This is a genomic window from Bordetella sp. 2513F2 (assembly GCF_054642735.1).
The window spans coordinates 808,067-834,333 of the sequence record NZ_CM137755.1 but is presented as its reverse complement, the minus strand read 5'-3'; the positions used below and the strand labels follow the sequence as shown (position 1 = coordinate 834,333).

The window sequence follows — 26,267 nt, the reverse complement described above, 5'->3', positions numbered from 1 at the left end:
ATTTTGCATTCGAATGCAGTCCTTCACAAATCGATCAACACGGCGCCTGTATGCGCCATTCCTTGAGTAGGCACAGCAATGAGTGAGATCGTTCTTGACCGCGCCGCGGCGCAGGCCCGCGCGATACCGCGCGAAGCCATGGTGGCGTGCACGCTGGCTTTCATCGACTGCAAGCTGCCGGGCTCCGACCAGAAGGAGAATTACTCCATCATCGGCGCCGGCGTGACGCAGTCCGAAGGGCAGGTGGTGAACCTGACCGAGCCGCATGGCTTCAGCGTCGGCGCCGCGGCCATGCCCGCCGGCGTCACCAACAACCTGCACCTGCACTTCAGCGCCGAGGTCTTCCTGGTCTATTCCGGCCGCTGGAAATTCCGCTGGGGGTCGGGGCCGGGCGCCGGCGAGATCGAAGGCGGACCGGGCGACGTGCTCAGCATCCCGACCTGGATCTTCCGCGGCTTCTCCAACATCGGCGACGACACCGGCTGGATCTTCACCGCCCTGGGCGGCGACGACACGGGCGGCATCATCTGGCATCCGGACATCCTGTCCGCCGCGGCCGGGCATGGCCTGTTCCTGGGCGCCGACAACACCCTGCTGGAAGGGGCGCCGGGCAAGCCGCCGGCCGCCGAGCTGATCCAGCCGCTGTCCGGCGAGGACATGGCCAGCCTGCCGCGCTATACGCCCGAGCAGATGCGGCAGCGGCACGTGCCGGCGGGCGAGCGCGCCTGGTCGTCCCATGCCTGGCTGGGCAATGCCGCGGGCGGGGGCTGCGACCTGGCGCCCGTCATCGGCCACGGCATGAGCGAGGATCGCAGCCAGCGCGCCCCGATCGGCAATCCGCACGGCTTCTCGCTGGACTGGCTGCGGCTGGCGCCGGGAGCAACGACGCGGCGGTTCCGGCTGCGCGAGAAGCAGGTGCTGATCGTGATGGAAGGCGCGGTGGACCTGGTGTTGAACCGCCCGGGCCAGGAAGTGAGCGTGCGGCTGGAGGAACAGGCGGTGTATTCCGTGCCCGCCGGCACGTGGCGGGAATTGCGCCAGGCCGGCGACCGGACGGCCGTGCTGGCGGCGCTCTGCGCGGGCGACCAGCGCAAGCGCATCGAGTGGCCCGCCGAGGTGCTGGAGGAGGCCGCCCGCCACGACCGCGCGCTGGATCCCGACGGCTACATCGCGCCGCGCCACCTGCTGCCCGCCAGCGCCCTCGGCGTCGGCGAACTGCGCACGTGATGCGGGACGACGCGCTTCCGCTCGTCCTGCTGGGCGGCACGCTGTGCGACGAGGCGCTGTGGCAGCCGATGCTGCAGGCCGCGCCGCGGCTGGCCGCGCGGGCCTGCGTGGCCGACTATTCGCCGCATGCCTCGGCCCAGGCCGCCGCGCAGGACCTGCTGCGCACGCTGCCCCCGCGCTTCGCGGTGGCGGGATTCTCGCTGGGCGGATTCGTCGCGCTGGCGTTGCAGGCGCGGGCGCCCGGCCGCGTGGCCGCGCTGTCGCTCATCGCCACCAACGCGCGTGCCGATGCACCGGCCAATGCGCAGGCACGCCGCCAGGCCGTGGCCGACGCGGCGCGCGTAGGGGTCGGCGCCTACGTGCGGCGCGCGCTCTGGCCCAGCTACGTGGCGCCCGGACGGCTGCACGACGCCAGCCTCCAGGCCGGCATCGCCGCCATGGCCGAGCGCGTGGGCCTCGAGACGTTCCGCCGGCAGGTGGACATCGCCCTGTCGCGCCCCGACAGCCTGCCGCGGCTGCCTGCCATCGACGTGCCGACGCTGATCGTCAGCGGCGAGCACGACGTGCTCAACCCGGCCGACCGCCAGCGCGAGATGGCGCAGGGCATCCCGGGCTCCCGCTGGATCGCCCTGCCGGACGTGGGACACTTCGTGCCGCTGGAAGCGCCCGGCATGCTGGCCGGCGCCTTGCAGGCGTGGCTTGATCCGGCCGCTGCGGGAGCCCGGCCCACCTACCGCGCCCCCGGCCACCCCGGCATCCGGTGACCGGCCCGGCGCCGTGGCCCGGCGCCCGTCCGGCCCCCGGGGCAGTTAAAATGCCCGGTTTCCCAGCCGGCTGGCCAGGGCGCGCGTGCGCCGGGGCCAGCCCGACGCGCCGCTCTCCAAGAACCTATGCTCACCTTTCAGCAAATCATCCTCACGCTCCAGGAATACTGGGACAAGCAGGGCTGCGCCCTGCTGCAGCCCCTAGACATGGAAGTCGGCGCCGGCACCTCGCACACCGCCACCTTCCTGCGCGCCATCGGCCCGGAGCCATGGCGCGCCGCCTACGTGCAGCCTTCGCGCCGCCCCAAGGACGGCCGCTACGGCGAGAACCCGAACCGCCTGCAGCACTATTACCAGTACCAGGTGGTGCTCAAGCCGGCGCCGCCCGAGATCCTGGACCTGTACATCGGGTCGCTGAAGGCGCTGGGCATCGACCCCACCCAGCATGACATCCGCTTCGTCGAGGACGACTGGGAGAATCCCACGCTGGGCGCCTGGGGCCTGGGCTGGGAAGTCTGGCTGAACGGCATGGAAGTGACCCAGTTCACCTATTTTCAGCAGGTGGGCGGGCTCGACTGCACGCCCACCACCGGCGAGATCACCTACGGCCTGGAACGCCTGGCCATGTACCTGCAGGACGTGCAGAGCGTGTACGACCTGGTCTGGACCGAAGGCGCCAACGGCCGGCGCGTGCTGTACCGCGACGTGTTCCACCAGAACGAGGTGGAGCAGTCCACCTACAACTTCGAACACGCCTCGGCCGCGATGCTGTTCGCCCACTTCAACGACTACGAAGCCGAGGCCAAGCGCCTGATGGAAGTGCCGCTGGCGCTGCCCGCCTACGAGGCCGCCCTCAAGGCCGCGCACACGTTCAACCTGCTCGATGCGCGCGGCGCCATCAGCGTCACCGAGCGCGCCGCCTACATCGGCCGCATCCGCAACCTGTCGCGCGCCGTCGCGCAGGCCTACTACGACTCCCGCGAACGGCTGGGCTTCCCCATGCTCGACCGCCAGGCCGCCGGGGAGCAAGCCTGACATGACCACGTCCATTCAACCGCTGCTGATCGAACTGCTCACCGAAGAACTGCCGCCCAAGGCGCTGCGCAAGCTGGGCGAGGCCTTCGCCGAGGGCGTGCGCGCCACGCTGGCGCGCCTGGGCCTGCTGGCCGAGGGCTGCACCGTCACGCCCTACGCCACGCCGCGCCGGCTGGCGGTGGCGCTGTCGGCCGTGCTGGCGCAGGCGCCCGACCAGGCCTACGCCGAGAAACTCATGCCCGTGAAAGTGGGCCTGGACGCCAACGGCGAGCCCACCCCCGCCCTGCTCAAGAAGCTGGCCGCCAAGGGCCTGGAGCACGTCGACCCGGCCACGCTGGCGCGCGAGTCCGACGGCAAGCAGGAATACCTGGTGGCCCGCGGCACGGCGCCGGGCGCGCTGCTGGCCGCCGGCCTCCAGGAAGGCCTGGATGCCGCCATCGACGGCCTGCCCATTCCCAAGGTGATGCGCTACCAGCTGGCCGACGGCGTCACCACCGTTAAGTTCGTGCGCCCCGCGCACGGCCTGCTGGCGCTGCACGGCGCCGACGTGGTGCCGGTGTCGGCCCTGGGCCTGAACGCGGGCCGCGCCACCCAGGGGCACCGCTTCCTGTCCAGCGGCTGGCTCGAGATCCCCGAGGCCGGCGCCTATGAATCGGTGCTTGCGGAACGCGGACATGTGGTGGCCTCGTTCGACGGGCGCCGCGCCGCGATCCGCCAGGCGCTCGACGCGCGCTCGCGCGAGCTGGGCGCGAATCTCGGCGACGACGCCGACGTGGCCGCGCTGCTCGACGAAGTCACGGCGCTGGTCGAGCAGCCCACGGTCTATGTGGGCGAATTCGAGGAACAGTTCCTGCAGGTGCCGCAGGAATGCCTGATCCTCACGATGCGCCTGAACCAGAAGTACTTCCCGCTGTTCGACGCCGGCGGCCGGCTCACCCACCGCTTCCTGATCGTGAGCAACATGCGGGTGGCGGACCCGGTCCACATCGTCGAAGGCAACCAGCGCGTGGTGCGCCCACGCCTGGCCGACGCCCAGTTCTTTTTCCAGACCGACCGCAAGACGCCGCTGGCCGCCCGCGTGGAGCAGCTGGGCAGCATCGTGTATCACAACCAGCTGGGCACCCAGCTCGAGCGCGTGGACCGCGTGCGTGCCATCGCCCGCGGCGTGGCGCAGCAGCTGGGCGGCGACCAGTCCGCCGCCGACCGCGCCGCCCTGCTGGCCAAGGCCGACCTGGGCACGCAGATGGTGGGCGAGTTTCCCGAGTTGCAGGGCATCATGGGCGCCTACTACGCCGCCGGCGACGGCGAGCCGGCCGAGGTGGTCGAGGCGCTGCGCGGCCAGTACCGCATCCGCCTCGACACGCCCGTCACCTCGGATTCCCTCACGGCAGCCGTGCTGTTCGTGGCCGAACGCGCCGAAACCCTGGTGGGCATCTGGGCCATCGGCCTGGCGCCCACGGGCGAGCGCGATCCCTTCGGGCTGCGCCGCGCCGCCCTGGGCCTGATCAGCGCCTTCGAGCAGCTGGCCGCAGGCGGCTGGCTCTCCGTCAGCGAGGACGGCCCGCTGACGCTGGACGGACTGCTGGACCTGGCCTCCGGCACCTTCCCCGACGGCAAGGTGCCGCCGGGCACGCTGGCCGAGGTGCGCAGCTTCGTCTATGAACGCTATCGCAACCAGCTCATCGGCGAGTTCGACCGCAATGCCGTCGAGGCCGTGATAGGCCTCGCGCCGCCGCTGCACCAGGTGGCCGCGCGGGTGCGCGCGGTGGCCGCCTTCGGCGGCATGGCCGAGGCCGTGAGCCTGGCCGCCGCGAACAAGCGCATCGGCAACCTGCTCAAGAAAGCCGAGGACGGCATCGGCGAGGTGGATGCCGACCGCCTCGCCGAGCCGGCCGAGCAGGCGCTGGCTGCCGCCGTGGCCCGGCTCGGGCCGCAGGCCCAGCAGCAGGCGCGGGAGGGCGACTTCGCCGCCAGCCTGCGCACGCTGGCCCAGCTGCGCGCCCCCGTGGACGCGTTCTTCGCCGACGTCATGGTGATGGCCGAGGACCCCGCCGTGCGCGCCAACCGGCTGGCGCTGCTGGGCCGGCTGCATGGCCTGATGAACCAGGTCGCCGACATTTCCAGGCTGGCGCAGTGAAGCTCATCATCCTCGACCGCGACGGCGTGATCAACCAGGACAGCGAGGCCTTCGTCAAGTCGCCCGACGAATGGATCGCGCTGCCCGGCAGCCTGCAGGCCATCGCCCGCCTCACCCAGGCCGGCTGGACGGCCGTGATCGCCAGCAACCAGTCGGGCCTCGCGCGGGGGCTGTTCGACATGGCCACGCTGGATGCCATCCACGCCAAACTGCGCCGCGAACTGGCGCAGGTCGGCGGCAACATCGACGCCATCTTCTTCTGCCCGCACGGCCCCGATGACGGCTGCAGCTGCCGCAAGCCGCTGCCCGGCATGTACCTCGACATCGCCCGCCGCTACGAGATCAGCCTGGCAGGCGTGCCATCCGTGGGCGACTCCCTGCGCGACCTGCAGGCCGCCGCCGCGGCGGGCTGCAGCCCCTGGCTGGTGCTGAGCGGCAACGGCGCCCGCGCCCGCGACAAGGGCGGGCTGCCTGCCGGCACCCGCATCGCCGACGACCTGGCCGCCGTGGCCGACCTGCTGCTGGCGGAGGCCTGACATGGCCTGGCTGCGCTCCTGCCTCTACGCTGCATTCCTCATCGTCACGGTGATCCCGTACGCCTTCGCCTGCCTGCTGTGGGCTCCGCTGCCGCAGCACTGGCGCTACCGGCTCACCGTGGGCTGGCCGCGGCTGGCCATCTGGGGCGCGCGCGCCATCTGCGGCATCCGCTGGCAGATCAAGGGCGCGCACAACCTGCCCGACGGCCCGGCCATCCTGCTCTCCAAGCACCAGTCGGCCTGGGAGACGCTGTTCTTCCCCGCGCACATGCCGCGCGAGGTGTGCTTCGTCTACAAGAAGGAGCTCCATGCCGTGCCGTTCTTCGGCTGGGGCCTGGCGCTGCTGCGCATGATCCCCATCGACCGCAGCAAGGGGCGCGACGCCTTCGAGCAGGTGGTGCGCCAGGGCAAGCAGCGGCTCGAGGAAGGCCGCTGGCCGCTGCTCTTCCCGGAAGGCACGCGGGTGGCCCCGGGCCAGGCCGGCCGCTTCAAGATGGGCGGCGCGCTGCTGGCCAGCCGCACCGGCGCGCCCGTCATCCCGATTGCGCTCAACGCCGGGGAATGCTGGCGCCGCAACGCCTTCGTCAAGCGGCCCGGCCTCATCACCGTGTCGATCGGGCCCGCGATAGAATCCCAGGGCATCGCCCCCGAGGCGCTCAACGCGCAGGTCCAGGCATGGATCGAAGCGGAAATGCGCGTGCTCAACCCGGAAAGGTATGGCCCCGCAGCCTGACCAGCTCGAGCTCCTGTTCGACCGCGGCAGCGCCGCCGGCGCGCCCGGCGATGCCGTGCGCCAGGGCGACCCGCCCGCCGGCCCGGCCACGCCCCCTGCATCCTCCGTCATCCCCACGCCCTGCCCCGACCCGCTGCCCGCCGGCGCGCGCTGGCGCGTGGTGGCCACGCCGCAGCAGCCCATCGGCTTCATGCTGCTGCGCTCGCGCCGGCGCACCATCGGTTTCGTCATCACCGACGACGGCCTGCGCGTCACCGCCCCGAACTGGGTCACGCTGGCGCAGGTCGACGACGCCGTGCGCGAGAAGGCGCGCTGGATCCTCGCCAAGCTGCGCGACTGGCATGCGCGCAAGGCACAGCTGGCGATGGCCGGCACGCGCTGGCAGGATGGCGGCGAACTGCCCTACCTGGGGCGGCGCATCGTGCTGCGCCTGGGCGCCGACCGGCGCCAGGCCGCGCTGTCGGGCGATGCCGACGCGCCGCAGGATGACGACGCCCTGTGGCTGCCGCTGCCCCCGGACGCCGACCAGGCCCGCGTGCGCGATGCCGCCCAGGCCTGGCTGCAGCAGCGCGCGGGCGCCTGGTTCGGCGCCAGGCTGGCCCATTTCCTGCAGCTCACCGGCCTGAAGATCCGCCGCTGGCGGCTGTCGTCGGCCACCACGCGCTGGGGATCCTGCACCAGCGACGGCAACATCATGCTGAACTGGCGCCTCATCCATTTCGCGCCGTCCATCATCGACTACGTGATCGCGCACGAGCTGGCGCACCTGCGCGAAATGAACCACAGCCAGGACTTCTGGGCCGAAGTGGGCAACATCCTGCCCGGCTTCGAAGACGCCAAGCAGGTGCTGCGCCGCCACGATCCGGCAAGCCTGCCGCAATTCTGATGGAACTGCGCCAGCTGCGCTATTTCGCCAAGGTGGCCGAGTGCGGCAGCATCAGCCGCGCCGCCGCCGAATTGGGCATGGTCACCTCGGCCCTGAGCCAGCAGATCAGCCGCCTGGAAAGCGAGCTGGCCACCCGCCTGCTGACCCGCACCGCCACCGGGGCCGCGCCCACCGACGCCGGCCTGGCCTTCCTGCGCCAGGCGCAGCTGGCCCTGCGGCATGCCGACGACGCCGTGCGGGCCGCCAAGTCGTCGCGCCTGAGCGGCCACGTCAGCGTGGGGCTGCCGCCCACCACGGCCTCGGTGCTGGCCCTGCCGTTCATGCAGGCCATGCGCGAGCGCTATCCCGATGTCCGGGTGCGGCTGGTGGAGAGCCTGTCCGGCCACCTGGGCACCATGCTGAACGCGCGCCAGCTCGACCTGGCCATCGTGTTCCAGACGGAGGCGGCGCGCCGCTGGAGCATATTGCCGCTGCTCGAGGAGCGCCTGTTCCTGATCGCCCGCGCCGACCTGCCCGGCCTGCCGCCGGCGGGGGCCGTGCGCCTGCGCGAGGCGGTGGCCCTGCCGCTGCTCATGCCCAGCCGCAGCCACGGCCTGCGCAACCTGGTCGACGGCGCCTGCGCGAGGCTGCGCATCGAGCCCAACGTGGCGGCGGAAGTGGATGGGCTGCGGGTCCTGATGGAGCTGGTGCGGGCCGGACACGGCGCCACCGTGCAGCCCGGGGCGGCGGCGGTGCACCTGGCGGCCGACGGCCCGGCCGGCGTGGCGCTGTCGCTGCATCCGATCCGGGAACGCCTGCTGGCCCGCGCCAACATCCTGGCCAGCCTGTCCGACGACGAACTGTCGCCGGCCGCCCTGGCGGTGCGCGTGCTGCTGCAGCAGACGGCCGCCGAACTGGTGCGCGCCGGCCGCTGGCCGGGCGCGAGCCTTCACAAAGCGTGAAACCCCCATCCCCCATCGGGGATATGCCTGGCGTCCGCGCCGCCCTATAGTCTGCCGTTTCCGACTACGGAAAGTGGCAGACATGATAGACGTACTCGTCATCGGCGGCGGCAACGCCGCCCTGTGTGCCGCGCTCATGGCCCGCGAGGCCGGCGCCAGCGTCCTGATGCTGGAAGCCGCTCCACGGGAATGGCGCGGCGGCAATTCCCAGCACACGCGCAACCTGCGCTGCATGCACGACGCGCCCCAGGACGTGCTGGTGGACGCCTACCCCGAGGAAGAATACTGGCAGGACCTGCTCAAGGTGACGGGCGGCCTGACCGACGAGCACCTCGCCCGGCTGGTGATCCGCGAGTCGTCCACCTGCAGGGACTGGATGCGCAGGCACGGAGTGAATTTCCAGCCTCCGCTGTCCGGCGCGCTGCACGTGGCGCGCACCAACGCCTTCTTCATGGGCGGCGGCAAGGCCCTGGTCAATGCCTATTACCGCAGCGCCGAGGCGCTGGGCGTGCAGGTGCGCTACGAGGCGCCGGTGGACCGGCTCGAGCTCGAGGACGGGCGTTTCCGCGCCGCCTATGTCAACGGCGAGCGCATCGAGGCGCGCGCCTGTGTGCTGGCCGCCGGCGGCTTCGAATCCAACCGCGAATGGCTGCGCGAGGCCTGGGGCCAGAACGAGCGCGGCGAATGGCCCGCCGACAACTTCCTGATCCGCGGCACGCGCTTCAACCAGGGCGTGCTGCTGAAGTTCATGATGGACGCGGGCGCCGACATCATCGGGGATCCCTCGCAGTCGCATTGCGTGGCCATCGACGCCCGCGCGCCGCTCTACGACGGCGGCATCTGCACGCGCATCGACTGCGTCTCGCTGGGCGTGGTGGTGAACCGCGACGCGGTGCGCTTCTACGACGAGGGCGAGGACTTCTGGCCCAAGCGCTACGCCATCTGGGGCCGCCTGACCGCCATGCAGCCGGGGCAGATCGCCTATTCCATCATCGACGCCAAGGCGGTGGGCCGCTTCATGCCCCCGGTGTTCCCGGGCGTGCGCGCCAACACGCTGCCCGAACTGGCGCGCGCGCTGGAGCTGGACCCCGACACGTTCGTGCGCACGGTGGAGGAATTCAACCGCGCCTGCCGCGTCGGCACCTTCGACCACACGGCGCTGGACGACTGCCATACCGAGGGCATCACGCCGGCCAAGACCCACTGGGCCCGGCCCATCGACACCCCGCCCTACTTCGGCTATGCCGTGCGCCCGGGCATCACGTTCACCTACCTGGGCCTGAAGGTCGACGAGACCGCCGCCGTGCGTTTCAACGACCGGCCCAGCGACAACCTGTTCGTGGCCGGCGAGATGATGGCCGGCAACGTGCTGGGCAAGGGCTATACCGCGGGCGTGGGCATGTCGATCGGCACCGCCTTCGGCCGCATCGCGGGCACGCGCGCCGCGGCCGCGGCGCGCGCCGCACAGCAATCCGCAACGCAAGGAGCATCCCGTGCAGTCGCTTGAACAATTGACCCGCGAAGCCGAGGGCGAAGTCGCGCGCGTGATGCAGATCTGCAATGCCTGTCGCTACTGCGAAGGCTTCTGCGCCGTGTTCCCCGCCATGACGCGCCGGCTGGAGTTCGGCAAGGGCGACGTCAACTACCTGGCCAACCTGTGCCACAACTGCGGCGCCTGCCTGCATGCCTGCCAGTACGCGCCGCCGCATGACTTCGCGGTGAACGTGCCGCAGGCCATGGCCAAGGTTCGGATGCAGACCTATACCGACTACGCCTGGCCCCCGGCGCTCGGCGCGCTGTACAAGCGCAACGGCCTGGCGCTGTCGCTGGCCACCGCCGTTGCGCTGGCGTTCTTCCTGGTGCTGGCCGCGGCCCTGGGCGGCGGGCTGCTGCACGAGCCGCTGGCCGGCGACTTCTACGCCATCTTCCCGCACAACACCCTGGCCCTGATGTTCGGCGTGGTGTTCGGCTTCGCGGTGCTGGCGCTGGGCATGGGGGTGGCGCGCTTCTGGCGCGACGTCAGCCCCGGCGCCCCGGGCGCCGCCGCAGCCGCCGAGGCCACCCATGCGGTGCTGCGCCTGAAGTACCTGGACGGCGGGCACGGCAAGGGGTGCAACGAGTCGGACGACGCCTTCACGCTGTGGCGGCGGCGCTTCCACCACTGCACCTTCTACGGCTTCATGCTGTGCTTTGCCGCCACCTGCGTGGCCACGCTGTACCATTACCTGCTGGGATGGGAAGCGCCGTATCCGTACCTGAGCCTGCCGGTGGCGCTGGGCACGGTGGGCGGCGTCGGGCTGCTGGTCGGCCCCGCCGGCCTGCTCTGGCTGAACCTGCGGCGCCACCCGCTGCAGGGCGACCCGGGGCAGCGCCCCATGGACCGCGGTTTCATCGCCCTGCTGTTCTTCACCAGCCTCACCGGACTGCTGCTGATGCTGCTGCGCGACACCACGTTCATGGGGCTGCTGCTGGCCGTGCACCTGGGCGTGGTCATGGCGCTGTTCCTGACGCTGCCCTACGGCAAGTTCGCCCACGGCATCTTCCGCTCCGCCGCGCTGCTGAAGTTCGCGATCGAGAAACGCCAGCCCAACAAGCTGCAGCTGGGCTCCGACTAGCCCGGCCAGCGGCCCCCGGACAGCGCATCCGCGGGGCCGCGACGACCACAAGAAGAAGCACACCTCATCGAGGAGACGACATCATGTACCGCAACCGATTCACCAAGCCGCTCGCCATCCTGTCGCTGGCCGCCTGTGCCGCCGCGGCGCAGGCCCAGGGACTGCCCGACCGGCCGATCTCGGTGATCGTGCCGCACTCCGCCGGCGGCACCTCCGACATCCTGGCGCGCACCGTGGCCGCCGAAGTGGGCAGGATCCTGAACCGTACCGTGGTGGTGGAGAACAAGGGCGGCGCCAACGGCAGCATCGCGGCCAAGACGGTATCGTCGGCCAAGCCCGACGGCACCACGCTGCTGCTGGCCACGGCCAGCACCCATGGCATCAACCCCACGCTGTATCCCGCGCTGGGCTACGACGCCGTGCGCGAGTTCACGCCGGTGACCCTGCTGGCCACCGTGCCCAACGTGCTGGTGGTGGGCAAGAACATCTCCGCCACCTCGCTGGCCGCCTTCACGCAGGAAATCCAGGCCTCGCCGGGCAAGTACAACATGGCCTCGGCGGGCGCGGGCACGCCCGGCCACCTGGCCGGCGAGATGTACCGCCACCGTACCCGCGGCGACTTCACCCACGTGCCCTACAAGGGTGGCAGCCCCGCCCTCACCGACCTGATCGGCGGCCAGGTCGACTTCATGTTCACCACCATCCCGGGCGCGCTGCCGCACATCAAGGCGGGCAACCTGCGTCCGCTGGCCGTGACCTCGCTGAAGCGCTCGCCCGCGCTGCCCGACGTGCCCACCATGGCAGAGGCCGGCCTGCCCGGCTTCCAGGCCATATCCTGGCACGGCATCGTGGCGCCGGCCGGCACGCCGCCCGAGACCGTGACCGAGCTGGACCGGGCCTTCACCCAGGCGCTGCAGGCGCCCGAAGTGAAGCAGCGCCTGCTCGAGGAAGGCGCCCAGGCGGCCGATCTCCACACCGCGGAGTTCGGCAGGTTCATCGGCGACGAGATCGCCAGCTGGGCCGAGGCCATCAGGAATTCCGGCGCCTCGCTGAACTGACGCAGCCGCGGCCCGGAGCAGCCCCCGGGGACAGCCCTCGCGCAAGCAGGAATTCAGCGGGTTTTGCTACGATGGAGGCCTAGCGTCTCCATCGAAAAAAGGATCCACCATGCGCCTCCTGCATACCATGCTGCGCGTCGGCAATCTCGACCAGTCCATCGACTTCTACACCAACGTCCTGGGCATGCGCGTCCTGCGCCGCAAGGACTATCCCGAGGGCAAGTTCACCCTGGCCTTCGTGGGCTACCAGGAAGAAGACGAGGGCGCCGTCATCGAGCTCACCCACAACTGGGACACCGACAAGTACGAGCTGGGCAACGGCTACGGCCACATCGCCCTGGAAGTCGACGACGCCTACGAGGCCTGTCGCAAGGTCAAGGAAAAAGGCGGCAAGGTCACCCGCGAAGCCGGCCCCATGAAGCACGGCACCACGGTCATCGCCTTCGTCGAGGACCCGGACGGCTACAAGATCGAGTTCATCCAGAAGAAGGGCCGGGCCGACTGAGCCCCGGGGCCGCGATGATCCACCCCATCCTGCGCATGGGCGACCCGCGCCTGCTGCGCGTGGCGGCGCCCGTCACGGAGTTCGGCACGCCCGGGCTCGACGCGCTGGTGCGCGACATGTTCGAGACCATGGCCGCCGCCAACGGGGTGGGCCTGGCCGCGCCGCAGATCGGCGTGGACCTGCAGCTCGTCATCTTCGGCTTCGAGCGCAACGAACGCTATCCCGATGCGCCGCCCGTCCCGCTCACCGTGCTCTGCAACCCGGTCATCACCCCGCTGTCCGACGAGATGGAAGACGGCTGGGAGGGCTGCCTGTCGGTGCCCGGGCTGCGCGGCGTGGTGCCCCGCCACCGGCACATCCGTTACACCGGCCGCACGCCGCAGGGCGAGGCCATCGACCGCGAGGCGGAGGGATTCCATGCCCGGGTGGTGCAGCACGAATGCGACCACCTCATCGGCCGCCTGTATCCCTCGCGCATCCGCGATTTCACCCGCTTCGGCTACACCGAGGTGCTGTTCCCCGGCATGGATCCCAACCAGGACGACTAGGGCCTGTCGACGAGGCTCTGGGGCCTGTCAACCGTCAACGCCCTGCTCCGCGTCCTTGCGGGGCGGTTCCAGCTCTTCGGGCGCGAAATCGTCCACGGCCAGGGCCCGCGCCACGGCCGCCTCGGCCGCTTCGATCCGGGCTGCCGCGTCGGCATCGAGCCTGCCGCTGCGCAGCGCCTCGCGCCAATCCGCCTGGCCTTCCTGGTGCAACCGGTCGAGCACGGGCTGCACCGCCTCGACCTGGCCGAAAGCCTCTTCCAGCCGAGCCAGCCCGTCGCGCCCCGCGGGGCCGCGGCGCAGGCCGGCCTCCAGCCGGCTGCGCGTGGGCGAGGCGCGCAGCAGCAGCGCGGCGCAGTCGCGCACGAGCGCATCCGACGGGCCGCGCCGCAGCCGCACCGGCAGCACCAGCAGGCGCAGCAGCGCTGCAGCCGCCGCATTAGGCAGATTGGCCAGCACCTGGTCCATGGCGCGTTCGATGCGCGCCATGCCGTCGTGCATGCACCAGGCCACCACCGGCAGGTCCGCATGGCAGCGGCCGTCGTCTTCCCAGCGCTTGAGCACGGCCGACAGCAGGTACAGTTCGGACAGCATGTCGCCCAGCCGGCCCGACAGCATCTCGCGGCGCTTGAGCTGTCCGCCCAGCATCGCCAGCGCCGCGTCCGACAGCAGGGCGAACGCCGACGCATAGCGGCCGAGCCGCCGGTAGTGCCATACCGCCGCCCCCACGGCGGGCGCCGGGGCGATGGCGCCCGCGGTCCAGGCCCGGCCCCAGGCACGCAGCGCGTTCATGGCGAAGTGCCGCAGCTGCTTCCAGAACAGGGGATGGAAGGCATCCCCGCCGCGCCGCGCATCGGGATCGCCCAGCGCGCGCATGAGATCCATCAGGTACGGGTGGGCGCGCACCGACCCCTGGCCGTAGATGATCAGGCTGCGGGTCAGGATGTTGGCCCCCTCCACCGTGATGGCGATGGGCAGGGCGCGATAGAGTCCGCCCAGATAGTTGGAGGGCCCGTCGATCACGGCCTTGCCCGCGTGCACGTCCATGGCGTCGTTGACGGACTCGCGCATGCGCTCGGTGCCGTGGTATTTCATGATGGCCGACACGACGGCCGGCTTGCGTCCCTGGTTCAGCACGGCGCAGGTCAGGCGGCGCCCGGCCTCGAGCACGTAGGCGTTGCCGGCGAGCCGCGCCAGTTTCTCCTGCACGCCTTCGTAGCGGCCCACCGCGATGCCGAACTGCTGCCGCACGCGCGCATACATGCCGCTGGCATGGGCGCTCAGGGCGGCGGCCGCCGCCGAGAGCGCGGGCAGCGAAATGCCGCGCCCGGCGGCCAGCGCGGCCATCAGCATGGCCCAGCCCTGCCCCGCGCGCGCCGGCCCGCCGATCAGCGCCTCGATGGGCACGAAGACGTCGCGGCCGCGGGTAGGCCCGTTCTGGAATGCCTGCATGGCCGGCAGGTGGCGCCTGCCGATCTCGACGCCCGGCGCGTCGGCGGGCACCAGGGCCAGCGAGATCCCGATGTCCTCGGGGCCGCCCAGCAGCCCGTCCGGGTCGTGCAGCTTGAACGCCAGTCCCAGCACCGTGGCCACCGGCGCCAGCGTGATGTAGCGCTTGTGCCAGTTGAGGCGTATGCCCAGGCGCTCCTCGCCTTCGACCACCTGGCGGCAGACCACGCCGGTGTCGACCATGGCGGCCGCGTCGGAACCCGCCTCGGGGCTGGTGAGGCCGAAGCAGGGAATCTCGCGGCCATCGGCCAGCCGGGGCAGCCAGTACGCCTGCTGCGCCGGCGTGCCGAACTGCAGCAGCAGCTCGCCGGGGCCCAGCGAATTGGGCACCATGATGGTGACGCCGGCGGCGATGGAGTGCGCCGACACGCGCCGCACCACCTCCGAGTGCGCATACGGCGAGAAACCCAGCCCGCCGTGTTCGCGGGGAATGATCATGCCCAGGAAGCGCCGCGACTTGATGAAATCCCAGACGGGCGGGGGCAGGTCATGGCGCCGCCAGGCGATGTCCCAGTCGTCGAGCATGGCGCACAGCTCGGCCACCGGCCCGTCCAGGAAGGCCTGCTCGGCCTCGCTGAGCGTGGCCGCAGGCACGGCCAGCAGCCGGTTCCAGTCGGGATTGCCGGCAAAGAGCTCGGCTTCCCAGCCTGCATCGCCGGCCTCGATGGCCTCGCGTTCGGTGTCGGACAGGCCCGGCATGGCCCGGCGCGCCCAGCGATAGACCGGATCGGAAATCCGGCGGCGGCGCCAAGCATTGAAATCCATGCATATTCCTCGCAGCGGCGATACATAGCATCATGACCTTAGCAGGATTACCTGTCATGGATCACGACAACGGACGAGTCTGCGACAATGTGCCGCGCCGGTTGGTTCCCGGCGCTTCGCGGACGAACGCATGCTGAACAGACTCTGGTTGGGATTCTTCCTCGTGGCCGCCGCGTGCGGCGCCTATCGCTGGCTTGCCCTGGGCGACGCCGACGTATTCCGCGGCATCGTCGCCAGCCTGTTCGACATGGCGCGCGTCTCGGTGGAAGTCATGGTGCTGCTGTTCGGCACCCTCACGCTGTGGCTGGGCTTCCTGCGCATCGCCGAGCAGGCCGGCCTGGTCGAGCGCCTTGCGCGCCTGCTCGGCCCGCTGTTCGCCCGCCTGATGCCCGGCGTGCCGCGCGGTCACCCGGCGATAGGCCTGATCACCCTGAACTTCGCCGCCAACGGCCTGGGCCTGGACAACGCCGCCACGCCCATCGGGCTGCGCGCCATGCGCGAACTCCAGACGCTCAATCGCGACCCGGAAAGCGCCAGCAACGCTCAGATCCTGTTTCTCGTCCTGAACGCCTCGTCGCTCACGCTGCTGCCCGTGACGCTGTTCATGTTCCGCGCGCAGCAGGGCTCGGCCGACCCCACCCTGGTGTTCCTGCCCATACTCCTTGCCACGAGCGCTTCCACCCTGGCCGGCCTCCTGGCGGTGGCCGCCTGCCAGCGGCTGCGCCTGCACGACCCCGTGGTGCTGGCCTGGCTCGGCGGCGGCGCCCTGCTGCTGGGCGGCTTCATGGCCCTGCTGGCTTCCATGTCGGCAGGCGCGATCGCCGCACTGTCGTCATTGCTGGGCAACCTGGCCCTCTTCGGGATACTGCTGGCCTTCCTGGTCGTGGGCGCATGGAAGAAGGTGCCGGTCTACGAGGCTTTCGTGGCGGGCGCCAAGGAAGGCTTCGACGTGGCGCGCAGCCTGCTGCCCTACCTCGTGGCCATGCTGTGCGCGGTGGGCGTGCTGCGCGCGTCCGGCGCGCTCGACATGCTGCTGGACGGCGTGCGCTGGCTGGTTGTGGCCGCCGGCTGGGACACGCGTTTCGTCGATGCGCTGCCCACCGCCCTGGTGAAGCCCTTCTCCGGCAGCGCGGCGCGCGCCATGATGCTCGAGACCATGGCGCATTTCGGCGTGGACAGCTTCCCGGCCCGGCTGGCCGCCGTGATGCAGGGCAGCACCGAGACCACCTTCTACGTGCTCGCGGTGTATTTCGGGTCGGTGGGCATCGTGCGGGCGCGCCACGCGGTGGGCTGCGCGCTGGTGGCAGACCTGGCGGGAGTGCTGGCGGCGATCGGGGTCTGCTACTGGTTCTTCGGATGAAGGAGATGCGGGGCGGACGCCTTGGTTTCTTCTGTCTTCTGGTAGCCAGCCAGTGGTTCCCGGGCCGCCATCCGGGGCAGGGCCGCGCACCGGCCACGTCGCTCGGCTCGGGCGCGCCAGGAGGCGCCCTCGGCCTTCGGCTTCCCTCCCGACGGACTGGCCGGTGCGCGGCCCTGCCCCGGATGGCTGGACATGCGCGACTGGCGGGCGATGCGATCGATGGGGCTTGCGCCACCGGGCAAAGGGAGAAGGCGGGCGCTACTCCACCTTGAGGATCTTCATTCCGTTGGTGCCGCCGCTGTCGCGGTAGAAGTCGCCCTTGGTGAGGATGATCCAGTCGCCAGGGCTCACGCGGCCGCGCTTCTTCAGTTCGGCGATGGCGGCGTCGCTCAGTTCGGCGGGGTCGTATTCCGAGGCGGAGAACGGCACGGTGTACACGCCGCGGAACAGCGCCACGCGGTGCTGCGTGACGGGATGCGGGCTGTAGCAGTAGATCGGCACGCCCGAGCGGATGCGCGACATGATCAGCGGCGTCATGCCGCTTTCGGACAGCGCGATGATGGCCTTGACGCCCGGGAAGTGGTTGGCTGCGTACATGGCCGACAAGGCGATGGTCTCGTCGCAGCGCGTGAAGGTCTCGCCCAGCCTGTGGTGCGAATGCGTGGTGATGGGGTGCTTCTCGGCGCCCAGGCATACGCGGGCCATGGCCTGCACCGCCTCGACCGGATACTGGCCCGAGGCGCTTTCGGCCGACAGCATCACCGCGTCGGTGTAGTCGAGCACGGCATTGGAGACGTCGGACACCTCGGCGCGCGTGGGCATCGGGCTGGCGATCATGGACTCCATCATCTGCGTGGCGGTGATCACCAGCTTGTTCATCGTGCGGGCGTGCTGGATGATCCGCTTCTGGATGCCCACCAGCTCGGCGTCGCCCACTTCCACCCCGAGGTCGCCGCGCGCCACCATGACGCCGTCGCTGGCGCGTATCAGCGCGTCGAGCGCCTCGTCGTCGGCCACCGCCTCGGCGCGCTCGATCTTGGCGATGATCCAGGCCTCGCTGCCGGCGTTGCGCACCAGCGTGCGGGCCTCCTCGATGTCGTGGCCGTAGCGCGGGAAGGACACGGCCACGTAGTCCAGCTGCAGCTCGGCCGCCACCAGGATGTCCTCGCGGTCCTTTTCGGTCAGGCTGGGCGCCGACAGCCCGCCGCCGCGCCGGTTGATGCCCTTGTTGTTGGACAGCGGCCCGCCCACCACCACCGTGGTGTGCACGGCATCGCCCTCGATGCGCTCCACCTGCAGCACCACCCGGCCGTCGTCCAGCAGCAGCTCGTCGCCCGGACGGCAGTCGCGCGCCAGCGCGGGATAGTCGATGCCCACGATGCTGGCGTCGCCGGCGTCCTTGGGATACGAGTTCGACAGGGTGAACGGCTGGCCCACGCGCAGCAGCACCTGCCCGTCGATGAAGCGCGCAATGCGGATCTTCGGGCCCTGCAGGTCGCCCATGAGCGCCACGAAGCGCCCCTGCCGCGCCGCCAGCTCGCGCACCAGCCCGGCGCGCTCGCGATGATCGTCGGCCGTGCCGTGGGAGAAGTTCAGGCGCGCCACGTCCATCCCGGCGCGGATCAGCGCCTCGATACGCTCGGGCGACGAACTCGAGGGACCCAGGGTGGCCACGATCTTGGTACGGCGCAATACGGTCATACGTCATTCTCCGGCACGGTGGACGAGGCTCCTATGGTAGCCCACCGACCTGCGGGTATCATGCTTGCCACACAACATCGTCGCGGCGCCGGCGCCGCAGCAGGAGACACAGCCGTGAAGATCGTCGTCGCGCCCGATTCCTTCAAAGAAAGCCTTTCCGCGCCGGCCGCCGCGCAAGCCATCGCGCGCGGCGTGCGGCAGGCGTCGCCCGATGCCGAAGTGGTGTGCGTACCCATGGCGGACGGCGGCGAAGGCACGGTGCAGGCGGTGCTGGCCGCCAGCAGCGGCCAGTGGCGGCACGCCGAAGTGCAGGGCGCGCTGGGCGAAACCCGCGAAGCGGCATGGGGCTGGCTGCAGGACGGCACCGCCGTGGTGGAGATGGCCGCCGCGGCCGGCCTGGAACTCACGCCCGCGGCGCAGCGCGACCCGCTGCGGGCCTCCAGCGCAGGCGTGGGGCAGCTGGTCCGCGCCGCCCTCGATGCCGGCGCGCACCGCATCATCCTGGGGCTGGGCGGCTCGGCCACCAACGATGGCGGCACCGGCATGCTGGCGGCGCTGGGCGTGCGCTTCCTCGACGCGCACGACCGTCCGCTGCCTCCGGGCGGCGGCGCGCTGGGCGCGCTGGCCCGCGTCGACACGAGCGGGCTCGATGCCCGGTTGCGCGAGGTGCGCATCGAGGTGGCCTGCGACGTGGACAACCCCCTGTGCGGCCCGCATGGCGCCTCCGAAGTCTTCGGACCGCAGAAGGGCGCCACGCCCGCCCAGGTGCGCGAACTGGACCGCAACCTCTCGCATCTGGCCGACCTGTGCGCGCGCGTGCTGCCCCACGACCGCCGCGACACGCCCGGCGCCGGAGCGGCGGGCGGCCTGGGCTATGCCGCCCTGGCCTTTCTCAATGCGGTGTTCCGTCCCGGCGTGGAAATCGTGGCCGAGCTGGGCGGGCTGGAGGCCGCCATGGCCGGCGCCACGCTGGCTTTCACCGGCGAGGGCCGCATGGACGCCCAGACGCTGCGCGGCAAGACCCCTGCGGGAGTGGCCCGCATCGCGGCGCGCGCCGGCGTGCCGGTGGTGGCCCTGGCCGGTTCGCTCGGCCCCGGCTACGAAGCGCTGCACGCGGGCGGGATCACCGCCGCCTTCAGCCTGGCGAGCGGCCCCATGACGCTGCAGCAGGCCTGCGCCCAGGCCGATGAATTGCTGGCGGACCGCGCCCGCGACGTCATGCAGCTGTGGATGGCGGCGGCTTCCCGCCCGTAGCGGCCTGGGCCGGCCCCTCGGCCTGCAGCACGCCCGCGTCCTGCAGCGCGTCGGCAAGCCCCACGAAACCCGCCACCGGCACTTCCTCGGCCCGCGCGGTCGGGGCGATGCCCAGCGCTTCCCAGGGCACGTGCGCCGCCCAGTCGCCGAGCACGCGCCGCAGCATCTTGCGGCGCTGCGAGAACGCCCGCGCCACCACCTGCTCGAAGGCAGCCGCGCTGCGCGGCTGCAGCCGCTCCGAGCCCAGGGGCACCATGCGCACCACGGCCGACACCACGCGCGGCGGCGGATCGAAGGCCTCCGGCGGCACGTCGAACAGCTTCTCGATGCGGTAGCGGCACTGCAGCATGACGGAAAGCCGGCCGTAGTCCCCGCCGCCGGGCTCGGCCACCATGCGGTCGATGACTTCGCGTTGCAGCATGAAGTGCTGGTCGCGCACCTGCTCCGCCGCCCCCATCAGGTGGAACAGCAGCGGGCTGGAGATGTTGTAGGGCAGGTTGCCCACCACGCGCAGGCCTGCGCCGAAGTCCGCGAAGTCCACGGTGAGGGCGTCGGCCTCGACCACCGTGAGCCGGTCGGCCGGATATTGTCTGCGCAGCCGCGCGGCCAGGTCGCGATCGATCTCGACCGCGGTGAGATGGTCCAGCCGCTCCAGCAGCGGCCGGGTGAGCGCGGAGAGGCCGGGCCCGATCTCGACCACGCGATCGCCGCGCGCCGGGCCCACGGCCCGGACGATGGCCTCGACCACGCTCTCGTCGGTGAGGAAGTGCTGGCCGAAGCGCTTGCGCGCCTGGTGCTGAGGCATGGAGCCGCCGTGCCTAGCGGTAGCGCTGCTCGAGACGTTCCTGCTTCTCGAGACGGTTGTCGATGTAGGCCTGGCTGCGCAGGGTCTCGAGCCAATCCTCGAACGCCGGCTGGGCACGGCGCTCGAACAGGATCTGGCGGGCGCGCATGCGCTGCACCTCGTCGGAGACGTCCTGCTCCCGGCGCTCCACGACCTGGATCAGATGCACGCCGAACGGCGTGGTGATGGGCTGGCTGATCTCCCCGGGCTGCAGCGCGTTCATCGCCGACTCGAAGGTGGGCACCATGTCGCCGGGATTGACCCAGCCGAGGTCGCCGCCCTGCGGCGCCGTGGCGTCCTGCGAATACTGGCGGGCCATGGATGCGAAATCGGTGCCGCCGCTGACGAGGCGCTGGCGCACCTGCTCCAGCCGCTGGCGCGCCTGGTCCTCGGTCATCACGGCGGACGTCTTGATGAGGATGTGGCGGGCATGCGTCTGCGTGACGCGCACCGGCCCCTGCTCGGCGGGCATGGCCGGCGCGCCGAAGGCGCCGCCGGCCTGCGCCGGCGCGGCCGGGGGCTGGGCTGGCTGGCCGCCGGTGCGCTCGACGACCTTCAGGATGTGGAAGCCGTTGCCGCTGCGGATCACGTCGGACACCTGGCCGGACTGCAGCGACGCGACCGCCTGGACGAACAGATCGGGCCAGCCGTCGAGCGGACGCGCTCCCATCATGCCGCCCTGCAGGGCTTCGGGGCCATCGGAGCTGGAAGCCGCCAGGCTGGCGAAGTCGTCGCCGTTGCGCAGCCGGGCGAGGAGATCCTCGGCCTTCTTGCGCAGGGCCGCAACCTCGCTGGACGAAGCGCCCTCGGGCACGCGCACCAGGATCTGCGCCAGGGCGAGCGCCACCGGCCCGGCCTGGCCCGCCGTGGCGGGCTGGGCCGCCAGCGCTACGCCGGCGGAGGCGCCGGCGCCCGCAGGATTGCGCGCCTGGTCCTTCAGAAAGGCGTCGACTTCGGCGTCGGAGATCATGATGTGCGCATCGACCGTGCGCTGGCGCAGGCGGTCGGTGCGGATGTCCTCGCGCAGCGAACGGCGGTATTCGTCCCAGGTGACGCCCGTCTTCTCGACCTCGGCACGCAGCTGCTGCGGCGTGATGCGGTTGCGCGTGGCGATCATGGTGATGGCCTGGTCGATCTGCGCGTCGTCAACGCGGATGCCGAGCCGGTCGGCTTCCTGGCTTTCGAGCCTTTCCATGATGAGACGCTGCAGCACCTGGTGGCGCAGCGTGTCGCGGTCGGGCACCTGGATGCCGCGCTGGGTGAGTTCCTGCGTGGCCTGCACTGCCCGCTTGTCCACCTCGCGCAGCGTGATCACATCCTTGTTGACGACGGCGGCGATGCCGTCGACGAAGGCATCGCCCTGGGCCGGCGCCGCGGCCGGCGCGGGCGGCGCGGCGCGCGTACCGCTGCCGCTCTGGGCCAGCGCCGGGGCCGCCATGGCCACGCACAGGGCCGTCGCCAGCAACTGGGCCGGGCGGCGGCGGTTCTGCAATCTACGCATTACTCATACCTTTCAAATGTCGTACCCGCGGGCTGCGGCGACGTGACGGACTGGTATCCCGGCACGCTGCGGTCGAGCAGCCCGAGGGGATCGGTGCCGAGCGCGCCCAGCCCGCTGAGTTCGAGCTGGAAGAACAGGGCAGTATTGGTGTCGCTTGCGGACACTGCATAGCGCTGGAACACGACCCGGCCGGTCCAGCAGCAATCGCCTTTGTACTCCAGACCGGCAATGGCCTGCGGGATGCGCGCGCCCTTCTCGCCCGAGGAGGCGGAGACGGAGTCGGGGTTCAGCGAATAATCGATGCGCCCGACACCATACCAGCGGGAGGTGAACGGCCACTGGAATGCCAGGCTGATCTGGTTGTGACCGCGCGGCTGGTAGGCCACGTCGGGCAGGGGCTCGCGCTGGTAGCGATAGGACAGCGACACCGAGGTCAGGCGCTGCGGCAGCCAGCGCAGCGACATGTAGGTGCGCGACCAGCGGTCATCGTAGGGGTTGTACTGCGCCGCGAGACTGGTGCTGAGGGTGTCGGTGAGCGCGGCGTCGGCGGCCACCAGGTAGTCGGAGCGGACGTTCTCGCGCGGGGTTTCGCCGGGCAGCGTGACGCGCTGGTCTTCGAAGTAGAGCCGCTGCGCCACGGAAAGCGACAGGCGCTCGAAGCCGGTGTCGGCGTCGAGCCAGCGCGTCGTGAGCGCGGCCGTCAGCTGGTTGGCGTTGGCGATGCGGTCCCAGCCGCCGACGTAGATGTTCTCCTCGAAGGCCTGGTCGTAGCTGAAGTAGGCCAGCGAGGTGTCGTAGACCGGCAGCGCGGACTGGTTCCGGTAGGGAACCCACAGGTAGTAGAGCCGCGGCTCCAGTGTCTGGATGGAAGCGTTGCCGAACAGCGAAGTCTGGCGCTCGAACACCATGCCGGTATCGAGCGAGGCGATGGGCAGCGAGCGCGACCGGCTGTCGCGATACGGCGAGGTGCTGCCCAGCCCGTACCAGTCGGTGCCGTACCAGTCGGTCTGGTATTGCGTCAGGTGCATGCCGATCTTGGGCTTGATGTACCAGCCCGGCCGCACGATCGGATACGAGATGGTGGGATAGCTGGTGAGACGCTCGCCCTGGGGGCCGACGCGCTCGCCGTCGAAGAACGGCCGCTTGAAGCGCACGGCCTGCGATTCCCATTCGAGATCCAGGCCGTTCCAGTCGTAGCGCGACCCCTTCAGCCAGATCTCCGGCTCCATGTCGAGCGGCGGCAGCAGCGGCGCATCGGGATCCTGGAGCGTGCGGTACTTGTAGACCTGCACGTACGACTGCCAGTACTGGCCCGACCAGCCCACGCGGCCGCGGCGCGGCAGGTAGGTGGTGGTGGCGCTGTTCAGGCCCAGCGTCGACATGTCGCGGAAGTAGTCGTCGTCGGAGACGTTGGCCAGGTCCCAGTCGGCGTAGAACCCGCCGCCCAGCTGCTGGAAATGCTGCCAGCGGTACATCCAGCGGTCGATGCCCGCCTCGTTGTCGTTGGGCAGGTAGGTGCCGACGATGTTGCCGCTGTACGAACGCCCCAGGTAGCGCCCTTCGGCGCCGAGCTGCAAGCCGCGCCGGCTCAGGTAGCGCGGCGTGAGGGTGAGATCGTAGTTGGGCGCCAGGTTGAAGTAGTACGGCAGCGAGATGTCGATCCCGCTGTTGCTGGTGGTGCCGTAGGTGGGCAGCAGGAAGCCCGACTTGCGCTCCTTCTTGACCGGGAAGGTCAGGTAGGGCGAGGCCAGTATGGGGACGTTCTTGAAATACAGCACGCCGTTGCGGGCCACGCCCTCGTTCTCGTCGAAGTCGACGTCGACGGTATCGGCCTTGATGTACCAGGACGGCTCGGCGCAGGGACAGCCGCTGTAGGTGACCTGCTGCAGCCGCATCTGCGACTGGCTGAAGATGTCGGCATGCGCCGCGCGGGCCGTGGCGCCGTTGGCGCCGATCCAGAAGTTCGGCGACTCGATCTCGCCGCTGTAGGAATCGACGTTCATGGACGCCGACGGGCCGGTTACCAGCGTGCCGTCGCGCATGATGCGCGCATTGCCGTCTATGTAGGTATCGCCGGTGGTCTGGTTGTAGCGGATGCGATCGCCCTTGACCACGCCGTCGATGCGGCGCACCTGCGCATTGCCGGTGAGGGTGAGCTCGGAGTCCGGGCTGCCGTCCATGGCGTCGGCTTCGAGATAGGCGGGGATCTTCTCGTCGGGGAGGCGGTGCACGCGCAAGCCCGTGGCGCTGCGCAACGTGGGCGTGGTGCGCAGGCCGGGCACCTCGACCTGCGCGGACCGGGGCGAATCCTGACTGCCCTGAGCCTGCACGGCCCCGGCGACGCTAAGAGCGGATAGGATCAACCATCGGACCGTGCGCACGAGAGAAACCAGACCTTTTCGACTGTGTAGACCCGCCAACCCCCGCGGCACGGCGGGGGCTGGAATGACCCGGTATTATAGAGAAGCCTCGCGAGGCCCCAAGTCCGCATTCCTGCGGCCCTGGAAGCCCGCCCCGATTTCCTGCCCAGCATTCAGAGACGGCCCTTGACTACCGCATCCGACCCGCGCCTGGCCCTGCTCCAGGCATGGCTCGCGCAGCTGCCCGCCAGCCTGGCCCTGCGCCCCGAGACCCTGCGCCCGGCATCCAGCGATGCCAGCTTCCGCCGCTACTTCCGCATCGACGCAGGCGACGGCACCGCCATCGTGATGGACGCCCCGCCGCCTCATGAAGACGTGCGGCCGTTCCTGCACGTGGCCGGGCTGCTGCGCGGCGCAGGCCTCAACGTGCCGGCCGTGCTGGCGGAGGATACCGCACAGGGGCTGCTGCTGTTGTCCGACCTGGGTAACGAAACCTACTACCAGCGCATCCAGGCGGGCCTGGACGAGGCCAGGCTACAGGCGCTCTATCGCGAGGCGCTGGACGCGCTGGTGCGCATGCAGCAGGCGCCCGTCACAGGCCTGCCCGCCTACGACGCCGCCCGCCTGGCCGCCGAACTCGAGCTCTTCCCGGAATGGTACGTGGCGCGGCACCACGGCCTGTCGCTCGACGACCAGACCGCGGCCGCGCTGCGCCAGGTGTTCGGGCTGCTGGCCGGAAGCGCCGCGGGCCAGCCGGCCGTGCTGGTGCACCGCGACTTCCATTCGCCCAACCTCATGGTCTGCGAAGACCCGCGCCACGGGCCCAATCCGGGCATACTCGACTTCCAGGACGCGCTTGCCGGCCCGCTCACCTACGATCTCGCCTCGCTGGTCACCGACGCGCGCACCACCTGGGAAGAGCCGCAGCAGCTCGACTGGGCCATCCGCTATTGGGAGATGGCGCGCGCGGCCGGCCTGCCGGTGGAGCCGGACTTCGCCGAATTCCACCGCGCCTACGAATGGATGAGCCTGCAGCGCAACCTGCGCATCCTGGGCGTGTTCGCCCGCCTGCACCACCGCGACGGCAAGTCGGGCTACCTGGCCCACATCCCCCGCGTCAACGGCTACGTGCGCCAGGTGGCGCAGCGCTACCGCGCATTCGCTCCCCTGCTGCGGCTGCTCGACCGCATCGACCAGCGCGAGCCCGTCGTCGGATACACCTTCTGATGCGGGCAATGATTCTTGCCGCCGGACGCGGCGAACGCATGCGCCCCCTCACCGACCGCACGCCCAAGCCGCTGCTCCCGGTGGGCGGCAAGCCGCTGATCGTCTGGCATCTCGAGCGCCTGGCGGCGGCCGGCCTGCGCGACATCGTGATCAACCATGCCTGGCTCGGCGACCGCATCGAAGCCGCGCTGGGCGACGGCAGCCGATGGGGCGTGCAGATCCGCTATTCGGCCGAGGCCGTGGCGCTGGAAACCGCCGGCGGCATCGCCCAGGCGCTGCCCCTGCTGGGCTCCGACCCGTTCCTGGTGCTCAACGGCGACGTCTGGTGCGACTGGAACCCTGCGCAGGCAGCGCCTCTCGCGCAGCAACTGCAGGCTGTCCGGGCGCAGGCATGGCTGCTGCTGGTCGACAATCCGCCGCAGCATCCCGAAGGCGACTTTGCCTTGTCCGCCGACGGCTGCGCGGCCACGGAGGGCGGGCCGCGCTACACCTTTGCCGGCATCGGCGTGTACCATCCTTCCCTGTTCGCCGAGCTCGCGCCCGGGCAGCCGGCCCGCCTTGCCCCGCTGTTGCGCGCAGCCATGGCGCAGGGCAAGGTGCTGGCGCAGCGCCACGCAGGCCGCTGGGTGGACGTGGGTACGCCGCGCCGCCTGCAGGACCTCGATGCCGCGCTGGCCGGCGGCGCTGCATGACCGCATATTTCGGAATATCAGCGGACGCAACCAGAATTTTCCAGCTCTGGCGCAGCTGCAAGGGCCCGCGGT

Annotated in this window: 22 protein-coding genes; 17 read left to right on the top strand and 5 right to left on the bottom strand. The window is 70.8% G+C overall.

What is annotated here, in order from left to right; all coding sequences use genetic code 11:
* The first annotated feature begins 78 nt into the window (after positions 1-78).
* From ACYBYQ_RS03930 to def, 13 genes are all read left to right on the top strand, one after another.
* Positions 79-1,227 (top strand): cupin domain-containing protein, encoded by a 1,149-nt coding sequence (locus ACYBYQ_RS03930; protein WP_459617074.1) that lies wholly within the window; start codon positions 79-81, stop codon positions 1,225-1,227.
* Positions 1,227-1,991, top strand: coding sequence for an alpha/beta fold hydrolase (locus ACYBYQ_RS03925; RefSeq protein ID WP_459618703.1), 765 nt, complete (start codon positions 1,227-1,229; stop codon positions 1,989-1,991). Before ACYBYQ_RS03930 ends, ACYBYQ_RS03925 begins: the two co-directional genes overlap by 1 nt.
* A 126-nt stretch (positions 1,992-2,117) precedes the next feature.
* On the top strand, positions 2,118-3,026 hold the full coding sequence (glyQ, locus tag ACYBYQ_RS03920; protein ID WP_459617073.1) for a glycine--tRNA ligase subunit alpha: 909 nt from the start codon (positions 2,118-2,120) through the stop codon (positions 3,024-3,026).
* A 1-nt stretch (position 3,027) separates the two neighbouring features.
* Positions 3,028-5,163 carry a glycine--tRNA ligase subunit beta gene (glyS, locus tag ACYBYQ_RS03915; protein WP_459617072.1) on the top strand — a complete coding sequence of 712 codons (2,136 nt, stop codon included), beginning with the start codon at positions 3,028-3,030 and terminating at the stop codon, positions 5,161-5,163.
* Positions 5,160-5,699 carry a D-glycero-beta-D-manno-heptose 1,7-bisphosphate 7-phosphatase gene (gene gmhB, locus ACYBYQ_RS03910; RefSeq protein WP_459617071.1) on the top strand — a complete coding sequence of 180 codons (540 nt, stop codon included), beginning with the start codon at positions 5,160-5,162 and terminating at the stop codon, positions 5,697-5,699. Before glyS ends, gmhB begins: the two co-directional genes overlap by 4 nt.
* A gap of 1 nt (position 5,700) precedes the next feature.
* Positions 5,701-6,432: a lysophospholipid acyltransferase family protein gene (locus tag ACYBYQ_RS03905; RefSeq protein WP_459617070.1), complete on the top strand. Its 732-nt coding sequence runs from the start codon at positions 5,701-5,703 to the stop codon at positions 6,430-6,432.
* Positions 6,416-7,318, top strand: coding sequence for a M48 family metallopeptidase (locus tag ACYBYQ_RS03900; RefSeq protein WP_459617069.1), 903 nt, complete (start codon positions 6,416-6,418; stop codon positions 7,316-7,318). The genes ACYBYQ_RS03905 and ACYBYQ_RS03900 overlap by 17 nt, the downstream gene beginning before the upstream one ends.
* On the top strand, positions 7,318-8,259 hold the full coding sequence (locus ACYBYQ_RS03895) for a LysR family transcriptional regulator (protein WP_459617068.1): 942 nt from the start codon (positions 7,318-7,320) through the stop codon (positions 8,257-8,259). Before ACYBYQ_RS03900 ends, ACYBYQ_RS03895 begins: the two co-directional genes overlap by 1 nt.
* Positions 8,260-8,341: 82 nt before the next feature.
* The gene (gene tcuA, locus ACYBYQ_RS03890) at positions 8,342-9,766 is read left to right on the top strand and encodes an FAD-dependent tricarballylate dehydrogenase TcuA (RefSeq protein WP_459617067.1); all 1,425 of its coding nucleotides are present in this window, start codon (positions 8,342-8,344) and stop codon (positions 9,764-9,766) included.
* A gap of 40 nt (positions 9,767-9,806) precedes the next feature.
* Positions 9,807-10,874: a tricarballylate utilization 4Fe-4S protein TcuB gene (gene tcuB, locus ACYBYQ_RS03885; RefSeq protein ID WP_459618702.1), complete on the top strand. Its 1,068-nt coding sequence runs from the start codon at positions 9,807-9,809 to the stop codon at positions 10,872-10,874.
* 83 nt (positions 10,875-10,957) lie between these two features.
* A complete protein-coding gene (locus ACYBYQ_RS03880; RefSeq protein WP_459617066.1) occupies positions 10,958-11,932 on the top strand; it encodes a Bug family tripartite tricarboxylate transporter substrate binding protein in 975 nt (324 codons plus the stop codon).
* A 109-nt stretch (positions 11,933-12,041) separates the two neighbouring features.
* The gene (gloA, locus tag ACYBYQ_RS03875) at positions 12,042-12,437 is read left to right on the top strand and encodes a lactoylglutathione lyase (protein ID WP_459617065.1); all 396 of its coding nucleotides are present in this window, start codon (positions 12,042-12,044) and stop codon (positions 12,435-12,437) included.
* A gap of 14 nt (positions 12,438-12,451) precedes the next feature.
* On the top strand, positions 12,452-12,985 hold the full coding sequence (gene def, locus ACYBYQ_RS03870) for a peptide deformylase (RefSeq protein WP_459617064.1): 534 nt from the start codon (positions 12,452-12,454) through the stop codon (positions 12,983-12,985).
* 27 nt (positions 12,986-13,012) lie between these two features.
* Here def and ACYBYQ_RS03865 read toward each other — a convergent pair whose 3' ends face one another.
* A complete protein-coding gene (locus ACYBYQ_RS03865; protein ID WP_459617063.1) occupies positions 13,013-15,256 on the bottom strand; it encodes an acyl-CoA dehydrogenase in 2,244 nt (747 codons plus the stop codon).
* 130 nt (positions 15,257-15,386) lie between these two features.
* Here ACYBYQ_RS03865 and ACYBYQ_RS03860 point away from each other — a divergent pair, with 130 nt between their 5' ends.
* Positions 15,387-16,616, top strand: a complete 1,230-nt coding sequence (locus tag ACYBYQ_RS03860; protein WP_459617062.1) for a spore maturation protein — start codon at positions 15,387-15,389, stop codon at positions 16,614-16,616.
* Between the two features lie 258 nt (positions 16,617-16,874).
* On the opposite strand, the gene pyk is transcribed toward ACYBYQ_RS03860, so the two are convergent.
* Positions 16,875-18,317, bottom strand: a complete 1,443-nt coding sequence (gene pyk, locus ACYBYQ_RS03855) for a pyruvate kinase (protein WP_459617061.1) — start codon at positions 18,315-18,317, stop codon at positions 16,875-16,877.
* Positions 18,318-18,431: 114 nt separating this feature from the next.
* On the opposite strand from pyk, the gene ACYBYQ_RS03850 reads away from it, so the two are divergent.
* Entirely contained in the window at positions 18,432-19,571 is a 1,140-nt protein-coding gene (locus ACYBYQ_RS03850) for a glycerate kinase (RefSeq protein WP_459617060.1), read from the top strand.
* On the opposite strand, the gene rsmA is transcribed toward ACYBYQ_RS03850, so the two are convergent.
* From rsmA to ACYBYQ_RS03835, 3 genes are read right to left on the bottom strand one after another with little or no spacing between them, the layout of a single operon-like run.
* Positions 19,534-20,376: a 16S rRNA (adenine(1518)-N(6)/adenine(1519)-N(6))-dimethyltransferase RsmA gene (rsmA, locus tag ACYBYQ_RS03845; RefSeq protein ID WP_459617059.1), complete on the bottom strand. Its 843-nt coding sequence runs from the start codon at positions 20,374-20,376 to the stop codon at positions 19,534-19,536. The two genes, ACYBYQ_RS03850 and rsmA, sit on opposite strands and share 38 nt — an antisense overlap.
* 13 nt (positions 20,377-20,389) lie before the next feature.
* Entirely contained in the window at positions 20,390-21,916 is a 1,527-nt protein-coding gene (locus tag ACYBYQ_RS03840) for a peptidylprolyl isomerase (RefSeq protein WP_459617058.1), read from the bottom strand.
* Positions 21,916-24,297, bottom strand: coding sequence for an LPS-assembly protein LptD (locus tag ACYBYQ_RS03835; protein WP_459617057.1), 2,382 nt, complete (start codon positions 24,295-24,297; stop codon positions 21,916-21,918). Before ACYBYQ_RS03835 ends, ACYBYQ_RS03840 begins: the two co-directional genes overlap by 1 nt.
* A gap of 165 nt (positions 24,298-24,462) precedes the next feature.
* Here ACYBYQ_RS03835 and ACYBYQ_RS03830 point away from each other — a divergent pair, with 165 nt between their 5' ends.
* Positions 24,463-25,503, top strand: a complete 1,041-nt coding sequence (locus tag ACYBYQ_RS03830; RefSeq protein ID WP_459617056.1) for an aminoglycoside phosphotransferase family protein — start codon at positions 24,463-24,465, stop codon at positions 25,501-25,503.
* The gene (gene murU / locus ACYBYQ_RS03825) at positions 25,503-26,195 is read left to right on the top strand and encodes an N-acetylmuramate alpha-1-phosphate uridylyltransferase MurU (protein WP_459617055.1); all 693 of its coding nucleotides are present in this window, start codon (positions 25,503-25,505) and stop codon (positions 26,193-26,195) included. Before ACYBYQ_RS03830 ends, murU begins: the two co-directional genes overlap by 1 nt.
* Positions 26,196-26,267: the final 72 nt, after the last annotated feature.